Consider the following 19,048-nt stretch of genomic DNA (forward strand, 5'->3'; position numbering starts at 1 on the left):
GGCATCCACCACAGCGGGCCGCCACCGATCATGCCCGATCTCGCGCGATCAGCCACGCAAAAAGGCGTCGTAGCCCGTCTTCACGATCAACACCGCGAGCACGCCGAGGAACATGCGCCGCACGAAGCCCACGCCATGCTTGAGCGCGAGACGGCTGCCGACCAGACTGCCCAGCACGTTCATCACCGCCATGCCCGCCCCGACCTGCCACCACACATGTCCGCCCATGCCGAACAGCAGCAACGCCGCCAGGTTGGTCGCCACGTTCACGATCTTCGACGACGCGGACGCGTTCACGAAATCCTGACCGAACAAACGGACAAACAGGAACACCAGGAAGCTGCCCGTGCCCGGGCCGAAGAAACCGTCGTAGAAGCCGATGGCGCCGCCCACGGCGATCGCCATGAGGGTGACCCCCGCACCGCCGCTCACAGGGGCGTGAACCGTCCCGAAATCCTTCTTGCGCAGGGTGTAGACCGCCACCGCCACCAGTACGAACGGCAACACCTTTCGCAGCATGTCGGCTGGCACGTGCGTGACGGCATACGCCCCGCAGAAAGAGAAGACGAATGCCGCCAGCGTGGCGGGCAGGAGGATGGCCCAGCGCAGTTGAATGCCGCGCGCGTAACGCAGGGCAGCAGAGGCCGTGCCCCAGATACCGGCCATCTTGTTGGTGCCGAACAGCAACGGCGGCGCGGCGTTGGGAAAGACAGCGAACAGCGTCGGCACAGCAATCAGTCCGCCACCACCGACCACGGCATCGACCAGACCGGCCAGAAATGCGCCACCGGCGAGCATCAGCAAATCGGTCAACGCCCAACTCGTCAACATACATTCCCCATACACGGCGCTCGCGCCACACAGACATTTCCGTACATTGCGGACCGCCAGACGAAAACGGCGAGCATAGCGCTTTTATCGCGCATTGCGCTTACATGAACGGATGAATTCTCGCGACATGGCGAAATTGCCGCCCGAATGGGCGAATCGGCGCGGCAACGATGCGAGTTTGACGGGGAAATGCGAGCGAACCGTATGGGGCAGCGTCATCGCAGGAATGGCGGAAATGAATGGGGGGAAATCGCAGGAGGGCCGGTCGGTCGGCATGTGATCGCTTCGCCGGGTGCGAAGGTGCGAAGTACAATATAAAAAGCGCTGTTGGAGTCTGCTCCAACAGCGCTTTCTTTTTTGGCGGTGCGCGTTATCGCGCTTGTTGTCTCCTCGTTCCTCGCCCCTATATCCTGCCGTGACGCGAACTGAGAGAGAGAATAAAGGAGCACCCAATGCACCACAAGTCAGCATTTACCCCTACAAATTAGGTTTTTTCTGACATTCGTGCGCCAGGGTGATGAGCGGATGCCCCACACCAGTGCATCCGCCACCCGCCAGCGCCTGCCCGCCCATGCCCTTTCCGACGTTTTTTGAGGTTTGGCGCCGAGGCTCACGACTGCTGCGACATCGTCCGGAAAAACCGGCTGCGCGCCGTGAGCTCGCCCACCAGGCCGCGCCGGAACGAGAGCACGCAGATGATGAAGATCGCACCGATCACGATGGTGACCGACTCGCCGAGCGTCTGGAACCACGTGACGCCGGTAGCCGTTGCGAGCCACGAGCCGATATCGCCGAGCTTGTTTTCCAGCACGATGATCACGACCGCCCCCACGACCGGTCCGAGCATCGTCCCGAGACCGCCGACCAGGGTCATCAGAATCACCATGCCCGACATCGTCCAGTGAACGTCCGTGAGCGTCTCGAAGCCAAGCACCACCGTCTTGGTCGAGCCCGCAAGCGCGGCGAGCGTGGCCGAGAGCACGAAGGCCAGCAACTTGAAGCGATCGACGTCGTATCCCAGCGAGATGGCGCGCGGTTCGTTTTCCTTGATCGCCTTGAGCACCTGACCGAACGGAGAATGCACGATACGCATGATGAGCAGGAACCCCGCCGCGCAGATCGCAAGCACCACGTAATACAGCGTGAGATCCGAGTCGAGCGGCAGCACGCCGAAAAGTGAGCCGCGCGGCACACCTTGCAGTCCATCTTCGCCGCCGGTGAACGGCGCTTGCAGACAGAAGAAATACAGCATCTGTGCGAGCGCCAGCGTGATCATCGCGAAGTAAATGCCCTGGCGGCGAATCGCGAGCAAGCCGATAACGAGCCCCAGGACCGCGCCGGCAATCACGCCCGCGAGAATGCCAACTTCCGGCGTAAATCCGAGATTACGAATCGCATAGCCCGTGATGTATCCGGCGCTACCGAAAAACGCCGCATGACCGAACGACAGCAGTCCGGTAAAGCCCAGCAGCAGATTGAAAGCGCAGGCGAAGAGCGCAAAGCACAGCACCTTCATGACGAAGACCGGATAGGCGCCGGCGAACGGCGCGACGATCAGCGCAAGAAGCAGCAGGGAGTACAGCACGCGTTGTGGCATCTGTTGTTGCATTGTTCCGCCCCTTACTTTTGTTTGCCGAACAGCCCAGCCGGGCGCAGCAGCAACACGATCACCATGATGAAGAACACCACGGTCGCCGACGCTTCCGGGTAGAACACCTTGGTGAAACCTTCGATCACGCCGAGCATCAGCCCGGTGACGATCGAGCCCATGATGGAGCCCATGCCGCCGATCACGACCACCGCAAACACGGTGATGATCATCGACTGCCCCATCAGCGGCGAAATCTGGATGACCGGTGCGGCGAGCACGCCGGCGAACGCCGCAAGCGCGACACCGAAGCCATACGTGAGCGTGATCATGAGCGGCACGTTCACACCGAACGCTTCCACGAGCTTCGGATTTTCCGTGCCTGCCCGCAGATACGCGCCGATCTTCGTCTTCTCGATGATGAACCACGTCACGAAGCAGATGACGAGCGACGCCACCACCACCCAGGCGCGGTAGTTCGGCATGAACATGAAGCCGAGGTTGGTCGCGCCGGACAGCGCTTCAGGCGCATCGAACGGCTGGCCGGACACGCCGTAGATCGAGCGGAACACGCCTTCGAGCACGAGCGTGATGCCGAACGTGAGCAAAAGACCGTACAAATGATCGAGCTTGTAGATCCAGCGCAGCATGGTGCGCTCGATCACGATGCCGATGACGCCCACGACAACGGGGGCGAGAATCAGCATGACCCAGTAATTGAGGCCGAGATAGTTGCCGCCCATCCAGGCGAGCATGGCGCCCAGCATGAACAACGCGCCGTGCGCGAAATTGATCACATTGAGCAGACCGAAAATCACTGCCAGGCCGAGACTCAGCATGGCGTAAAACGAGCCGTTCACGAGGCCCAGCAGCAGTTGGCTCAACAGCGCTGGCAGGGGGATGCCGAGGAATTCCATCGAAATCGATTCTCTGGGAGAAAGGTCGCGACGGGACACGCGTCCCGCCGCTATCAGTGCATCGCTTACGTGTTTTTGCTAAACGCTGACGCTACTGCGCTTACTTGAGCTTGCAGGTCGATTCGGCTTCCGTGGTGAAGGCCTTGTCGCCCGGAATCGTGGCGACCACCTTGTAGTAGTCCCACGGCTCCTTCGACTCCTTCTTCGACTTGACCTGCATCAGGTACATGTCGTGGACCATCGTGCCGTCCTTGCGGATGTAGCCCTTGCTGAACATGTCGTCGATCTTGATCTTGCGAAGCTGCTCCATGACCTTGTCGGCGTCCGTCGTGCCGGCCGCCTGAACCGCCTTCAGATAGGTGGTCGTGGCCGAGTAGTCACCCGCTTGCAGGCTCGACGGCATCTTCTTCATCTTGTCGAAGTAGCGCTTGGCGAAAGCGCGCGTCTTCTCGTCCTTGTCCCAGTACCAGCTGTCGGTCAGGTACATGCCTTCGGTGTTGTCCAGGCCGAGCGAGTGAATGTCGTTGATGAACACCAGCAGACCCGCGATCTGCATCTTGCCCTTGATCCCGAATTCCTTCGCCGCCTTGATCGCGTTGATCGTATCGCCGCCGGCGTTGGCAAGGCCAAGCACCTGCGCCTTGGAGTTGCCGGCCTGCAGCAGATACGACGAGAAGTCCGACGCCGAGAGCGGGTGGCGCACCTGCCCCACCACCGTGCCGCCGTTGGCCTTGACCACGTCGGCGGTCGACTTCTCGAGCGCATGACCGAACGCGTAGTCGGCCGTCAGGAAGAACCACGATTTGCCGCCCGCCTTCACCACGGCCGAGCCCGTGCCGCGCGCGAGCGCCACGGTGTCATAGGCGTAGTGCACGCCGTACGGCTGGCACTGGTCGTTGGTCAGCGCGTCGGAGCCTGCGCCCACGTTGATGTAGACCTTCTTCTTCTCGGCCGAGACCTTGTTCATCGCAAGGCCGGTGCCCGAGTTGGTGCCGCCGATGAGCATGTCCACACCGCCACGGTCGAACCATTCGCGCGCCTTCGACGCGGCGACGTCCGCCTTGTTCTGGTGGTCGGCCGTCACCAGTTCGACCGGCTTGCCGAGCACCTTGCCGCCAAAGTCGGCAATGGCCATCTTGATGGCTTCCGCGCCGCCCTGCCCGTCGATGTCGGTGTACAGGCCCGACATGTCGGTGATGAAACCGATCTTCACCGTGTTGCCATCGGCGTGGGCCTGCGTGGCCATTGCCGCAAAACCGAACGCAGCCGCTACGGCCAACGCCTTCATTCGCATCGTCATCTTCGTCTCCTTCGTGGATTTGATCGCCTGGGTCCATCGCCCGGCACGCGAGCGCACCGGGTAGCTCACCTCATACGCCCAACAATTCGTGCAGCACCGGCATCTTCATCTCCAGCTCCGGAGCGCCGAAGCGCTCCACGATCTTGCCGTGCTCCATCACATAGAAGCGATCGGCCAGCGGAGCCGCAAAACGGAAATTCTGTTCCACCATCACGATGGTGTAACCACGCGCCTTGAGCGTGGTGATCATGCGCGCCAATGTCTGCACGATCACCGGCGCGAGGCCTTCGGAGATTTCATCGAGCAACAGCAGGTTGGCGCCGGTGCGCAAGATGCGCGCCACCGCCAGCATCTGTTGCTCGCCACCCGACAGGCGCGTGCCCTGGCTGTGGCGTCGCTCCTTGAGGTTCGGAAACATGTCGTAGATTTCCTCGAGCGACATGCCGCGCCCGCCATCCTCGCGACGATTGCCGCTCATGCCGATATACGGCGGCAGCAGCAGATTCTCTTCACACGACAGGCTCGCAAAGATGCCGCGCTCTTCGGGGCAATAGCCCACGCCGTGATGCGCGACCTTGTACGTCGGAAGATGAATGGTCTCTTCCCCCGCGATACGGATCGAGCCCTGACGTTGGCCCGTGAGTCCCATGATTGCGCGCAGCGTGGTCGTGCGCCCGGCGCCGTTGCGTCCGAGCAGTGTGACGACTTCGCCGCGCCCGACCGTCAGATCCACCCCATGCAGAATGTGCGACTCGCCGTACCAGGCCTGAAGCCCTTCGACTTCCAGTGCGGGCACACCTGCCCCGCCCTTGCCACGCTCGCCACCCTGGTTACCACCGTTTCCGTACATAGACGTCCTCACCCGTGGGCTCCCTGCAATTCGCCGTCCGCTGTGCCCATATAGGCTTCCATCACCTGCGGATTCTTCGAGACTTCGTGATACGGCCCTTCGGCAAGCACTTCGCCGCGCTGAAGCACGGTGATCGTGTCGGAGATGCCGGCGATCACGTTCATGTTGTGCTCGACCATCAGGATCGTGCGGCCCGCCGAGACCTTCTTGATGAGCGCGGTGACACGATCGACGTCTTCATGTCCCATGCCTTGCGTGGGTTCGTCGAGCAGCATTAGTTCGGGTTCCATAGCAAGCGTGGTCGCGATCTCGAGTGCGCGCTTGCGGCCGTATGGCAGCTCCACGGTCAGCGTATGGGCGAATTCGGTAAGACCGACTTCCGCGAGCAGTTCCATCGCACGGGCGTCGAGCTGGCGCAGCGTGCGGCTACTGCTCCAGAAGTGGAACGCGGTGCCGAGGTTGCGTTGCAAACCGATGCGCACGTTCTCGAGCACGCTCAGGTGCGGAAACACGGCGGAGATCTGGAACGAGCGGATGATGCCGCGGCGCGCGATTTGCGCGGGCGCTTCACGGGTGATGTCTTCACCGTTGAAGGTGATGGTCCCCGCGCTGGGCACGAGAAATTTCGTGAGCAGGTTGAAGCAGGTGGTCTTGCCGGCGCCGTTCGGGCCGATGAGGGCATGGATGGTGCCGCGCGCGACGCGCAGGTCAACCCCATTGACGGCGGTAAAGCCACGGAACTCCTTCGTGAGTCCGCGGGTTTCGAGAATGAAATCGTTGTTCGCCATGTCTCCTGCCACATTCCTGGTTGGCGGTGCGAAGCAAAAGGCTTCGGCACCATCGTCTGTGACAACCGCAAGGCAGGCAGATGACGCACGGGTTGGCGTCGTCGGCAGAGTGCCCCGCGTCCTTTGAAGGACGCCGAATTCTTGGTTCGGTCGCCTATAAGGAATCGTTATTGTGTGTGGTTTGTTGCAACGCGATCATTGGGATTTGCACTAGGCTTCGCATCCGTCGAAACACGCATGCTCACACGTGTTGCAGAACGTTCGGTCACATGGACCGCCAGCACGCCGCGCCCTAGTGCGACAAGGCTTTTGCGGCACACGCAAATGCACGTCTGATAGCCAATTTCGATCAGCCATCGTCGCGCACCTCCGCATACATTAGGTATTACTACGTAAGTTTTGGGGGAAGCCACAGAAAACCGCATGAAGCGGAACGTCGCGGCCATGCAGCGCACTTTTGGGATTTCGGTCGTTTTTTTCGGCCGCGGACTCACGAAGTCGTCAGTGCAGATGAGAAATAAGAATATCTCCAAACCCGCCATCCATTCCCCATGTGACGATGTTTGGGTGTCCCGTCGGCAGCCCGCGATGGTCCGCCTTGCGACCGAAAGCATGGTGTGACGGATCGCCCCACGGACACGATATCGGCCAAATATTGGAGGGAGAGTCAACGCCATGACCCCGAACATAACGAGTATTACTGACGGGATTTACGCGAACATTCCCACCGAAGATGTCGTCGGGTACCTTCGCCGCCCGGGATCGGTTCTTGCATGGGCTATCGATGGCGCATCAACGCTCTCGCAATCGCCATTCACCACGTTTGACGATATTTCAGATGCTGGTTGGTCTGCGCGAAAGGTGGCCGACGCACTTTCGAACATGGCTGATTCCGCCTTCATGCCGTCAAGATTGCACCAGGAGCTAAATTCGATAAAGCAGGCGTACTTTAGCGCTTCAGGATCGAAGCGCCCGGTGCATGAGTGGCCTGTAGCCGCCGCGACGATTGTGGAGATGGATATGGTCTCCTCATCGAGGGTCGCGGTCTCAATTTATCGTTACGCCGATTGCTTCGAACTATTGCATGAAGGTCCAATTCCGTTGGACACCGACCTCAGAGCGCCCTTGTCAGTACCTCGGACTTACGATCCGTGGAAACCTCACTCCGGGTTCACCGGCGACCGACTTTCGCAGCTACAGGCAAGACGCTGCGAGCAGCAACGCAACGAACTGAGTTCAGCGCTCACGCTGAACCCGGAAAGCGCCTTCAATGCCCGGAAAATCCAAACGTCTCTCCATACGCCTGCACAGATCCTGGTGGGAACGGATGGCCTGTCGCGAGCATGGGACACCTATGGGTTAATGACGTCCGCGCAAGCGCTGAGATTAGCAACCCAGTCTGGACTTGGTGCTTTGCTGAACGCCGTTCGGCGCCACGAAGCGACGCTTGCCAGTAACACGGACCGCAAGCGTCGAGATGATGCGAGCGGCATTCTCCTTACGTTCCCGTAGCAATCCCCTCGCACAAAGACCACGTCGCCATCCCCTTCAAGACTTGTCTGTTTCCTCGACTACGCGACGTTGCCTGAGCGCGGATCCGGTCTGGCCCAGATGGGTTGGCCGAGCCCGAGACGGCGCAAAGGCAACGCTCGCTGCTATCGCCCAAACCGGAATGCCATCTTCCCCAACACACCGAGCGCCGTTCATTGAAGCGGGGCTTCTCCCTGCAGAGGGCAAGCCATGACACCCACGTCGGCGATTATCCTCACCAGCGCTCTCACTGCGTTAAGCGCGCTTCCGCTTGACGTCATGCTTCCGTCTTTCGTTCCATTGCCAACGCGTATGACACCAGTGTCGATTCAATCGCCTCGCTGGTCGGCTACTTTGCAATCACGTTTTCTGTCGCGCAACTCATCGTGGGACCGCTATCCGATCAGGTCGGCAGACGGCGCGTCCTTCTCGTCGGCTTGCTAATCGCTACCCTCGGCGCAATTGGCGGCGCCCTCGCACACAGCTATGCGTTGCATGTCACATTCCGTGTCGTTCAAGCGATGGGTTGCTCATGTTTCATTCTTGCGCAAGCGATCATTCAAGACACATTTCCTGGCGGAACAGGTCTGCGCGCCCGAATATTCAATGTGACGTTCGGAGGTCTGTGCATTGCCGGCTCCCCGTTGCTCGGCGCCACCTTGCAGGAACACTTCGGATGGCGGGCCAGCTTCTGGCTATTCGCCGCGATTGCCATCGGCGTTTTATTACACGCGGCACGGTATTTGAAGGACTCACGCCGAGCGCCGCAAAGTAAACCAGGTCACTACGCATGGCTCTATTGGCAACTGGCCAGCCATCGCGCTTTCCTTGCCTACACGCTTCTCGGCACCATTGCGTTCGCATGCCATTTCTCCTTCATCATTCTTTCGCCACATCTCTTCTTCGAGATCCTTGAATTCACTTCGTATGGCTACGCCAAGGTGCTGCTTCTCTACGGTGGGACATATTTGCTAGGTGGATTTCTTGCGGATCAACTTGCCAATCGATTTGCCGCGCAACGACAGATTGGACTCGGCATTGGCATGATCGGCATGGCGAGTCTCCTCATGATTGCGCTTTATGTTTGGCTCGGACATCACGCAGCAACCGCAATGGCACCGATGCTCATCGCCACGTTGGGAACCACACTGATCCGCCCCGCAACCGCGACACTGTCCATGGCGTTATTCGAACATTGCGCCGGCACCGCTGCGGCGGCATCCGGGGCAATACGGTTCTTTGTCGCCGGGACACTAAGCATCGGACTGTCCAATATCCCGCAGTCGAAATTCCTTCTGCTCACCCTCTTGTTGGTTACTTCGTATGTGGCGAGTGTGGCCCTTCACGGACAAGGTGGCATGCGCGCCAACCCGCATCCCGAATGCTGACGCCCACCGTCTCAGAAAATCGCTGTCCCACCCTTAGGGTCATCTCCCCGCCTTGCGCGCCGCGCGAATCATGTCGCTGGCGCGCTCGGCGATCATGATCGTCGGGGAGTTGGTGTTGCCCGACGTAATGGTCGGCATGACGGAAGCATCCACCACACGCAAGGCCTGCACGCCACGCACGCGCAGTTGGGCGTCGACGACGGCATTCGCATCGTCGTCGCGTCCCATGCGGCAGGTGCCGACGGGATGGAAGATCGTCGTGCCGATGTCGCCCGCTGCGCGCTTCAGATCGTCGTCCGTCTGATACGACGGCCCCGGGAGATACTCGCGCGGTTCGAATCGCGCGAATGCGGGGGCGCCCACGATACGGCGCGTGAGCTTGATGGCGTCCGCCGCGACTCGCAGGTCCTCGTCCGTGGACAGATAATGCGGCGCGATATTCGGTGCGACGCGCACATCGGGCGACGTCAGATGCACATTGCCGCGCGAAGTCGGTCGCAGATTGCACACCGACGCGGTGAACGCATTGAACTTGTGTAGCGGATCGCCGAACTTCTCCAGCGACAACGGCTGCACGTGGTACTCCAGATCGGGACGCGCCACGTCGTCGCGACTGCGCGCAAACGCACCGAGCTGCGATGGCGCCATACTCATCGGCCCACGTTGCGTGAACGCATACTGCATGCCGATCGTCAGCTTGCCAATCAGACTGTTCGCCGAGAGGTTGAGCGTCTTCGCGCCGCGCAGCTTGTACACCGTGCGCAATTGCAGATGGTCCTGCAAGTTCTCCCCCACGCCGGGCAGATGCGACACCACGTCGATGCCGAAGCCGCGCAGCCGTTCGCCGTCGCCAATGCCCGAGACTTCGAGCAGATGCGGCGAATTCACCGCCCCCGCCGCAAGAATGGTCTCCACGTTCGCGAGCGCCGTGAAGTCCTCGTTCCCGCCGCGATACGCCACACCGGTGCAACGCGTGCCGTCGAACAGCAAACGACTGACACTCGCCCCCGTGATGACCGTGAGATTCGGGCGTTGCGACGCGGGCCGCAGGAAACCCTTCGCGGCGCTCCATCGCACGCCGCGTCGCTGATTCACTTCGAAGTAGCCGATGCCGAAGTTGTCGCCACGATTGAAGTCGTCGGTTTTCGGAATGCCGATCTGCTCGGCAGCATCGGCAAACGAATCGAGCACGCGCCACGACAGACGCTGCTTCTCGACGCGCCACTCGCCACCGCTGCCATGAAATTCCGAGCGGCCCTTGTAGTGGTCTTCGCTGCGCTTGAATAGCGGCAGCACATTGTCCCAACGCCAGCCATCGTCGCCAGTGGCGTCGGCCCACAGGTCGTAGTCCTCACGCTGGCCGCGCATGTAGATCATGCCGTTGATCGACGAACTCCCGCCGAGCACTCGCCCGCGCGGATAGGCGAGCGAGCGCCCATTCAATCCGGCCTCCGCCTGCGTGCGAAAGAGCCAGTCGGTGCGCGGGTTGCCGATGCAATACAGATAACCCACGGGGATGTGAATCCAGTGATAGTCGTCCTTGCCGCCGGCCTCAAGCAGCAGGACGGAGACATCGGGGTCCTGCGTGAGACGGTTCGCCAGCACACACCCGGCCGAGCCGGCCCCCACGATGATGTAATCGAAACGCTCTTGCTGGTCGGTTCGCTGCTGCCCCTGCTTGCTCATTCCCGCTTGTCTCCCTCGATGGCGCGGCACTCGCCATGGTGCGGTGCCAGCCCTGATGCGGCACCCGACTGAGGTGGACTGTCGCCCCACGTGTCGGGTTCATTTTTGTCGTCACGCCGTCAATGCCAGGTGGGACGGTCGAATGCCCGGTATTCCATCAGAAATACTCATGTTCATCGCGCCCGTCGCACCGAACCGAACGACCGCGTCGATGCCACGCCCCCAACCGGCGCCAGCGCCCGCGCAAGCCAGCCAGTGCGCCAACCTTGGCCACGCCGCGAGAGTGCATAGCGTACTGCCGCGCCGCGCGGCAAGCCAATGAGAAATTATCAAAAGCAATATAAGATTCCCTTATGTCGCCCGTCGACTCTCACTCTCTGCCCCTCGTGCCATGGAACTCGCCCATCTTCGTGCCTTCGTCGCCATCGCCCGAGAAGGCAATCTCACCCGGGCCGCGCAACGGCTGCACCTGACGCAACCGGCCGTCAGCCTTCAGGTCAAGGCGTTGCAGGAAACGCTGCGTCTCACGCTCTTCACCCGCACGGCGCATGGGCTCACCCTCACACGCGACGCCCAGGCCCTGCTGCCATTGGCCGAACGCATGCTCTCGGCACTGACCGACTTTCAGCAGGCGGCGGGCGCGCTGCGCGAAACGGTACGCGGACGCCTTCGCATCGGCACGATCCTCGACCCCGAATTCACGCGGCTGGGCGCGTTCCTGAAGCGTCTGGTGGAGTCGTATCCGCAAATCGAAACCGTGCTGCGACACAGCATGTCGGGCGACGTGCTGCAACGCCTGGCACGAAGCGAACTGGATGTCGGGTTCTACATTGGCAAGCCGGATCCGGCGCAATTCCATGCGATCACGCTCACGCCGTTCTCGTATCAGGTGCTGGCACCGGCCGGTTGGCGCGAGCGGGTCGCCCGGCGCGGATGGCGCGAACTCGCTGCGCTGCCGTGGATCTGGACACCGCCCGAGTCCGCCCATCATCGCCTGCTGTGCGCCGCCTTCGGCGAGGTCGGCGTCACCCCGGTGAAAGTCGCGGAAGTCGATCAGGAGCCGTCGATGCTCGATCTGGTGAAGTCAGGTATCGGGCTGTCGCTGGTGCGCGACTCCATCGCGCTGCGCGAGGCGCGTGCTCACGGCCTGGTGATCGCCGACGCCGTGTCGGTGCCCACCGAGCTTGCCTTCGTCACACTCGTCTCGCGGCGCGACGAACCTGCCATCGCCGCTGCCTTGCAACTCGTGACGAGCGTCTGGGCCTGAACGCTGCTGCTGATCCGGGGCGTCGCTGATCCTGGACGTCATGCCCTCCCGGACGCCTTTCCGACACCGCGCCCGGCACCTTCGCGTCGCAAATCGGGCGCATAATCCATGCCTGCCCAGGCCTTCGCTTCACGACATTCGAAAAGGCCGTCTCCCTCGCAAATCATGCCGTGGCACGGCGCGTCTGCCATCGACCTGTCGTGTCACATCCCTGTCAACGATCTAGAATTCAAGTCTGTCTTCAAGGAGTCGACCATGTCCGATGTGCGAATGGAACGCGATACTTTCGGCGAGATTGCCGTGCCTGCCGACCGCCTGTGGGGTGCCCAAACGCAGCGCTCGCTGCTGAACTTCAAGATCTCCACCGAGAAGATGCCGCGCGAACTCGTGCGCGCGCTCGCTCGTGTCAAGCGTGCCGCTGCCGAGGTCAACAAAGATCTGGGCGTGCTCGACGCCAAGAAGGCTGACGCCATCATCAAGGCCGCCGACGAAGTCATCGCCGGCCAGCATGACGAGGAATTCCCGCTCGCCGTATGGCAGACGGGATCGGGCACGCAGTCGAACATGAACATGAACGAAGTGCTCGCGAACCGCGCCAGCGAACTGCTCGGCGGCGTACGCGGCGAAGAGCGCCTCGTGCATCCGAACGACGACGTCAACAAGGGACAGTCGTCCAATGACGTCTTCCCGACCGCCATGAGCGTGGCCGCGCTCGACGCCCTCGTGAACCACCTCAAACCCAGTGTCGGCCAGCTGCGCGACACGCTTCACGCCAAGGCGCGCGCCTACGACGACATCGTCAAGATCGGCCGCACGCACTTGCAGGACGCTACGCCGCTCACCCTCGGTCAGGAAATCTCCGGCTGGGTCGCACAGATCGACCATGGCCTCAGGCATGTGGAGGACGCGCTGCCGCACGTGGCCGAACTCGCACTAGGCGGCACTGCCGTGGGCACCGGCCTGAACGCCCACCCGGAATTCGCGAAGAAGGTTGCCGACACGCTCGCGCGCGACACCGGCCTGCCATTCGTCACGGCCCCGAACAAGTTCGAAGCGCTCGCCGCGAACGACGCCATCGTGCACGCGCATGGCACGCTCAAGACGCTCGCCGCCAGCTTCATGAAGATCGCCAACGACGTGCGCTGGCTCGCCAGCGGCCCGCGATGCGGCATCGGTGAGTTGCAGATTCCCGAAAACGAACCAGGCAGCTCCATCATGCCGGGCAAGGTCAATCCGACCCAATGCGAAGCGATGACGATGCTCTGCGCCCAGGTGCTGGGTAACGACGTCGCCATCAACGTCGGCGGCTCGATGGGCAATTTCGAGCTGAATGTGTTCAAGCCGTTGCTCATCCACAACTTCCTGCAAAGCGTGCGCGTGCTGGCCGACGGCGCGGTGAGCTTCAACGATAACTGCGCCATCGGCATCGAGCCGAATCGCGCCCGCATCGCCTCGCTGCTCGATGAGTCGCTCATGCTCGTGACCGCGCTCAACCCGCACATCGGTTACGACAAGGCTGCGCAGATCGCCAAGAAGGCCCACAAGGAAGGCACCACGCTCAAGGCGGCCGCCCTTGCGCTGGGCCATGTCACGGCCGAGCAGTTCGACGCCTGGGTGCGCCCGGAACAAATGGTCGGCAAGCGCTGAACGTCCCTTTGCAACACTGTCACACGGTCACCGCGCATGCCGATCTCGCCCCTGCCGCCACTGCATTGCCTGATTGCTTTCGACGCCGCCGTGCGGCATTCGAGCTTCACCCGGGCGGCGGCGGAGCTCAATCTCACGCAAAGCGCAGTGAGTCGTCAGATCGCGCAGCTCGAAGAGTTTCTCGGGCGCGCGCTTTTCACCCGCGAGCATCGCACGCTGCGGCTGACGGTGGCCGGACAACGCTATGCCGAGCAGATTCAGCGTTTGCTCGGCGAATGCGCAGAAGCCACGGCCGACCTGATGAAACGACGCGGCGACCTGGAACTCACGGTCGCCTGCTCGTCGGGGGTCGCCGTGCTCTGGATGACCCCACAACTCATGCGCTTTCGGGCCGCGCACCCCGACATCAAGATTCGCGTGATCGTGAAAGACGGCATCACGTCGCTCTCCGCGTCAGAGTTCGATCTCGGCGTCTATTACGTGCGCAACGATCTGCCGCCCGACTTCGCCGGCCGGCGTCTTTTCGACGAGGAAGTGTTCCCCGTCTGCTCGCCCGCTTATCTCGCCGGGCGCGAACTGGCCCCGGCCGATCTCATCGACGAAACGCTCCTGTTCATCGAGGACGGCCAGCGCAAGTGGATGTCGTGGCCCGACTGGTTCGAGTTGCAGGGCGTGAATGCCCCGAAGTTTCCGCGCATGGTCAGCGCCAACTACTACCCGCTGCTGGTACAGATGGCCATCGAAGGCGGCGGACTGGTGATGGGATGGCGACACATGATCGACCCATGCCTCGACGCGGGGCTGCTCGTTCGCGCCTGCGACGCGACGGCAAGTCTGGGCGGCGGCTACTATCTCGTGTGGCCTGCCGAGCGCCATGAGCATGCCGCAGCACGCATTTTCCGCAACTGGATTTACTCGGAAACCCGTTTCCCATCATAGGGGTTACGTGAGGTTTCAAAAGTTACCATGCGCTGCACGCATGGCAACATGCGGAATTATCGCTTTGCCTGTCATTTTGTCTGCACTACTTTCTGTCCTATCCGCACACGTTTGTCGGCGATATTGCCCGCACTTCGCTCGCCGGGCCATGCCGACGAACGTGATCCGACAAAAAGCAGGCGTATTACCGGTATGACGTGACGGCAAGACACGCGACGGACGCCCCCCATCCTCCGGGAGACCCAGATGCAGGCGTCCTACGCAGTGCCTCAAGACAACATGGCCCGCCAGCGCCGTCACGCGATCGTGGCGACGGTGATCGGCAACGGCCTTGAATGGTTCGACTTCACCGTCTACAGCTTTTTCGCGGCCATTATCGCGAAGCAGTTCTTCCCCACCGGCGACGACCTCTCGTCGTTCCTGCTGGCCGTGGCCACCTTCGGCGTGGGCTTCTTCATGCGCCCGGTCGGCGGCATCGTGCTCGGTATCTACTCCGATCGCGTGGGCCGCAAGGCAGCGCTCTCGCTCACCATTTTGCTGATGGCCGCCGGCACCGCCATGATCGGTCTGGCGCCCACGTACGACCAAATCGGTCTGGCCGCACCGCTGATCATCGTGCTCGCGCGTCTGCTCCAAGGCTTCTCCGCCGGCGGTGAGATGGGGGGTGCGACGGCATTCCTCACGGAATACGCACCGCCGAACCAGCGCGCGTACTACTCGGCGTGGATTCAGTCGAGCATCGGCTTCGCCGTGCTGCTGGGCGCTGCCGTGGGCACGTTCGTGACGACCGAACTCGACAAGGCGTCGCTCGAATCGTGGGGCTGGCGTGTGCCGTTCATCGTCGGCATGCTGATCGGCCCGGTCGGTTTCTACATTCGCGCCAAGATCGACGAAACGCCCACGTTCCAGCATGCGGAGAAGTCCGACACGCCGCTGCGCGACGTCTTCTCCCAGTACCCCAAGGAAACGCTTGCGAGCTTCTCCATGGTCGTGTTGTGGACGATCTGCACGTACGTTCTGCTGTTCTACATGCCGACGTATGCCCAGCGCGTGCTGCATCTGCCCGCCTCGAACGGCTTCACCGCCGGCATGGTCGGCGGCGCCATGATTCTCGTGTTCGCGCCGATCGTGGGACGCATGGCGGATCGTATCGGCCGCCGTCCGTTCCTGTCGGGTTCGGCGCTGCTGATCCTGGTGCTTGCATGGCCGATGTTCACGTACCTGAACGTCTCGCCCGGATTGCCCTCGCTGCTCACGTTCCAGATCGTGTTCGGCTTGCTGATCGCCTGCTACACCGGCCCGATCCTCGCCGCCTTCTCGGAGCTGTTCCCGGCCAAGGTGCTCTCGACCGGTCTGTCGGTGGCGTACAACTTCGCCGTGACGATCTTCGGCGGATTCGCGGCGCTGATCATCACGTGGCTGATTGCCCGCACGGGCAGCAACATGGCCCCGGCGATCTACGTGATCGTCGCGGCGGCCATCAGCCTCGTTGGCACCCGCTTCGTCAAACCGCTTCCGAAAGCCTGAGTTTCCCCCCGAACAAGGCGCGCCCTCCCCCGGCGCGCCTTGTGCTTTTTTTGAAGGAATTCCCACATGACCTCCACGTCTCCCACGTCGACAACCGTGCTTCGCGGCGGCAACGTGCTCGATGCGGCCGCTGGTCGCCTGCTTGAGCGTCACGATGTGGCCCTCACCGGCAATCGCATTACGGCGGTGAGCGCCACGCCGCTCGACATCGCAGGGGCCACGGTGATCGATGTCACCGGCAAGACCGTCATGCCCGGCATGATCGACTGCCACGTGCACGTGCTCGCGTCGCACCCGAACCTCGGCACCAACGCCAGTCAGCCCAACGTGCTGACCGTGCTCAAGTCACTGCCCATCATGCAAGGCATGCTCAACCGCGGCTTTACGACCGTGCGCGACGCCGGCGGCGCCGACTGGGCACTGCAACAGGCGATCGAGCAGGGTGTGATCCCCGGCCCGCGCATCTTCCCTTCGGGCAAGGCGCTGTCGCAGACTGGCGGCCACGGCGACTTCCGTCCGCGCAGCGACACCCTGGAGCCGTGCTCGTGCGCGTTCCGTGCAGGGGCGATCGGACGCGTCGTCGACGGCGTCGATCCCATTCGTCTGGCCGTACGTGAAGAAATCCAGAAGGGCGCCACGCAGATCAAGCTGATGGCCTCGGGCGGCGTGGCCTCGCCGGTCGACCCGATTGCCAACACGCAGTATTCGGAAGACGAAATCCGCGCGGCCGTGGCGGAAGCCGAAGCCGCGCAGACGTATGTCATGGCCCATGCCTACACGCCGAAGGCGATTGCCCGTGCCGTCCGTTGCGGCGTGCGCACCATCGAGCACGGCAACCTGTGCGACGCACAGACCGCCACGCTCATGGCCGAGAAAGGCGCATATGTCGTGCCGACGCTGGTCACCTACGACGCGCTGGCCAAGGACGGCGCATCGCTCGGACTGCCGCCCGAATCCGTCGCCAAGGTCGAAAGCGTGCAACGCGCCGGTCGCGAATCGCTGACGATCTATCGCGACGCCGGCGTGAAGATGGGCTTCGGCTCGGACCTGCTCGGCGATATGCACAAGTACCAGTCCGACGAGCTGACGATTCGCGCCGAAGTGCTGGGCGCGGCCGACACGCTGCGCTCGGCCACGGTGATCGGCGCAGAAATTCTGAACCGTAGCGGCGAGTTGGGTGTGATCGCGGCCGGCGCATTGGCCGACGTGCTGGTCGTCGACGGCAATCCGCTCGAATCGATCGACGTGCTGACCGGTCAGGGCGAAGCCATTCGCTGGGTCTTCAAGGACGGCAAGGTCGCGAAGCAACCGTGATCCTCAGACGCGCCCAGGCGGCGCCATTCGCCGACGAGAAGAAAACCCCGCGACGTCAGCCACGTCGATAGGAATCGCCTCGATATCGCGCGAATCTGCCTGCAGGGACGACACGCGCGTCCGATGAACAACGCCACGACAGCGAATGGGTCGTGGCGTTTTTTTATTCTCGTGACGTATGTCGTTGGGCCAATCGCGCCGCCCCCCATGCGCAAAAAGTTGAAGCAGTACGCAAGTTGTGGGACTAGCCTCAAAACACGAAAACCAAGAACAGGGTCCCCACCATGATCTTCCATGCGTCTTTCGACTCCCCCCAGCGCTTCGGTGTTTCGCTTGCACCCAACGCGGCACACGTCTCGTCGGCATCCTTCGCACCGTCTTCCGAAGGCTGGCGCCATGTGACGGTGACGCAGCGCAACGTGCCGTCACTCGAAGAAAAGGACACTTCCCGTTCGTTGGAAGGCGTGAAGGCGTCTATCGTCAAGGAGTTGAATTCGATCAGGGAGAAATGGGCGGCGATGCTCGCGGAGGTGGATGCCGAAGTCGATTACGCGCCGTTGCCCGAAGACTTTTCGGCGATCAATCAATATGTCGCACATGTGGGCGCGGCGTTACGCGCGCAGGGCGACGACATGCTCGCCATCGACTCGCTGCCGCCGAAACTCGAAATGGCCATGAAGAAGATTTACCGTTCACGTCAGTTGCCCTGGGGGACCTGGAAAACTGTCGGCTCACAAAGGACGATTACCGACATCGACGCACTGACGCCAAATGCGAAGGCGGCGTTCGTCACGCTCTCCCGTATCGACGTCACCGTTCGGGACATTGGCATGATGCTCGATGCCGTGAATTGTGCCGAGACGCGACGCAAGGCGATTCTGCGCGAGCATCTGCATGCGCCCCATTCGTTATCTGCGCTCGAGAAGCGAAGACATGTCGCGAAGGCGTTCGCCGCGATAGGCCGCGCCCTGTTCCAGACCGCCCTCATCATTCACAAATACCTTCAGCAAGCCACGGCCGCCATTCCGAGGGAGCGGCGGCGCTGGAAAACGAAGATCGGCATCATCGTCGCGCTTGCCGCGATATCGGCCTCGCTCGCCATCGCCGCCGCCCTTTTGCCAGCCGCGCTGCCCACCCTCGCCGGGGTGGCGCTCGGTCTCAAGTTCGGTTCGATCTGCGTGGGCATACTCGGCGCCGTTCACAGCATGTTCAGCGTCATTGGCTACTCCCGCAATCGGGGCTGGACCGAAATGTCAGGCTGCATCGAACGGGTGCGCAACGTGTACGTGGTGATCAGCACGGGCATCTGTGCGCGGCAGTCCGCCGCGGGATGGCTGGAGGCTGACGACCTGGGTCAGCGGCTCAAACGGCTGACCAACGTGCTCGGGGGGCTGGAAACGACGCAAGCCACCATTGCCCATAAGCTCACGGTGTCTTAGCGGCGTCACACCAAACACCCCGAAATCTCCCTTCTTT

At 62.1% G+C, this 19,048-nt stretch carries 15 protein-coding genes; 8 read left to right on the forward strand and 7 right to left on the reverse strand.

The window, feature by feature from the left end:
• Window positions 1–48 precede the first annotated feature (48 nt).
• From UC34_RS24275 to UC34_RS24305, 6 genes are all read right to left on the reverse strand, one after another.
• Window positions 49–813, reverse strand: coding sequence for a sulfite exporter TauE/SafE family protein (locus tag UC34_RS24275; protein WP_237165193.1), 765 nt, complete (start codon window positions 811–813; stop codon window positions 49–51).
• Between the two features lie 628 nt (window positions 814–1,441).
• The gene (locus tag UC34_RS24285) at window positions 1,442–2,440 is read right to left on the reverse strand and encodes a branched-chain amino acid ABC transporter permease (protein WP_044457506.1); all 999 of its coding nucleotides are present in this window, start codon (window positions 2,438–2,440) and stop codon (window positions 1,442–1,444) included.
• 11 nt (window positions 2,441–2,451) lie between these two features.
• A complete protein-coding gene (locus UC34_RS24290; protein WP_044457507.1) occupies window positions 2,452–3,336 on the reverse strand; it encodes a branched-chain amino acid ABC transporter permease in 885 nt (294 codons plus the stop codon).
• A 100-nt stretch (window positions 3,337–3,436) separates the two neighbouring features.
• Window positions 3,437–4,630 carry an ABC transporter substrate-binding protein gene (locus tag UC34_RS24295; protein WP_044458637.1) on the reverse strand — a complete coding sequence of 398 codons (1,194 nt, stop codon included), beginning with the start codon at window positions 4,628–4,630 and terminating at the stop codon, window positions 3,437–3,439.
• A gap of 76 nt (window positions 4,631–4,706) precedes the next feature.
• On the reverse strand, window positions 4,707–5,486 hold the full coding sequence (locus UC34_RS24300) for an ABC transporter ATP-binding protein (protein ID WP_044457508.1): 780 nt from the start codon (window positions 5,484–5,486) through the stop codon (window positions 4,707–4,709).
• A gap of 8 nt (window positions 5,487–5,494) precedes the next feature.
• Window positions 5,495–6,274, reverse strand: coding sequence for an ABC transporter ATP-binding protein (locus UC34_RS24305; RefSeq protein ID WP_044457509.1), 780 nt, complete (start codon window positions 6,272–6,274; stop codon window positions 5,495–5,497).
• 675 nt (window positions 6,275–6,949) lie between these two features.
• Here UC34_RS24305 and UC34_RS24315 point away from each other — a divergent pair.
• Window positions 6,950–7,786, forward strand: coding sequence for a hypothetical protein (locus UC34_RS24315; protein WP_044457511.1), 837 nt, complete (start codon window positions 6,950–6,952; stop codon window positions 7,784–7,786).
• A 359-nt stretch (window positions 7,787–8,145) separates the two neighbouring features.
• Window positions 8,146–9,192: an MFS transporter gene (locus tag UC34_RS24320; protein WP_237165367.1), complete on the forward strand. Its 1,047-nt coding sequence runs from the start codon at window positions 8,146–8,148 to the stop codon at window positions 9,190–9,192.
• A 39-nt stretch (window positions 9,193–9,231) separates the two neighbouring features.
• On the opposite strand, the gene UC34_RS24325 is transcribed toward UC34_RS24320, so the two are convergent.
• Window positions 9,232–10,878, reverse strand: a complete 1,647-nt coding sequence (locus UC34_RS24325) for a GMC family oxidoreductase (RefSeq protein WP_044457512.1) — start codon at window positions 10,876–10,878, stop codon at window positions 9,232–9,234.
• A gap of 391 nt (window positions 10,879–11,269) precedes the next feature.
• On the opposite strand from UC34_RS24325, the gene UC34_RS24330 reads away from it, so the two are divergent.
• The 6 genes from UC34_RS24330 to UC34_RS24355 all read left to right on the forward strand — a co-directional run bounded on the left by UC34_RS24330 (window position 11,270) and on the right by UC34_RS24355 (window position 19,011).
• Complete coding sequence (locus UC34_RS24330; protein WP_044457513.1) at window positions 11,270–12,145, forward strand: LysR family transcriptional regulator; 876 nt, start codon at window positions 11,270–11,272, stop codon at window positions 12,143–12,145.
• A 255-nt stretch (window positions 12,146–12,400) separates the two neighbouring features.
• Window positions 12,401–13,792, forward strand: a complete 1,392-nt coding sequence (gene fumC, locus UC34_RS24335) for a class II fumarate hydratase (protein ID WP_044458638.1) — start codon at window positions 12,401–12,403, stop codon at window positions 13,790–13,792.
• A gap of 36 nt (window positions 13,793–13,828) precedes the next feature.
• A complete protein-coding gene (locus UC34_RS24340) occupies window positions 13,829–14,731 on the forward strand; it encodes a LysR substrate-binding domain-containing protein (RefSeq protein ID WP_044457514.1) in 903 nt (300 codons plus the stop codon).
• A 246-nt stretch (window positions 14,732–14,977) separates the two neighbouring features.
• Complete coding sequence (locus tag UC34_RS24345) at window positions 14,978–16,258, forward strand: MFS transporter (RefSeq protein ID WP_044457515.1); 1,281 nt, start codon at window positions 14,978–14,980, stop codon at window positions 16,256–16,258.
• Window positions 16,259–16,324: 66 nt separating this feature from the next.
• Window positions 16,325–17,572 (forward strand): metal-dependent hydrolase family protein, encoded by a 1,248-nt coding sequence (locus UC34_RS24350; RefSeq protein ID WP_044457516.1) that lies wholly within the window; start codon window positions 16,325–16,327, stop codon window positions 17,570–17,572.
• A 284-nt stretch (window positions 17,573–17,856) separates the two neighbouring features.
• Window positions 17,857–19,011, forward strand: coding sequence for a hypothetical protein (locus UC34_RS24355; protein ID WP_044457517.1), 1,155 nt, complete (start codon window positions 17,857–17,859; stop codon window positions 19,009–19,011).
• The last annotated feature ends 37 nt before the right edge of the window (window positions 19,012–19,048 follow it).

It is taken from the genome of Pandoraea vervacti, from assembly GCF_000934605.2.
GTDB lineage: Bacteria > Pseudomonadota > Gammaproteobacteria > Burkholderiales > Burkholderiaceae > Pandoraea > Pandoraea vervacti.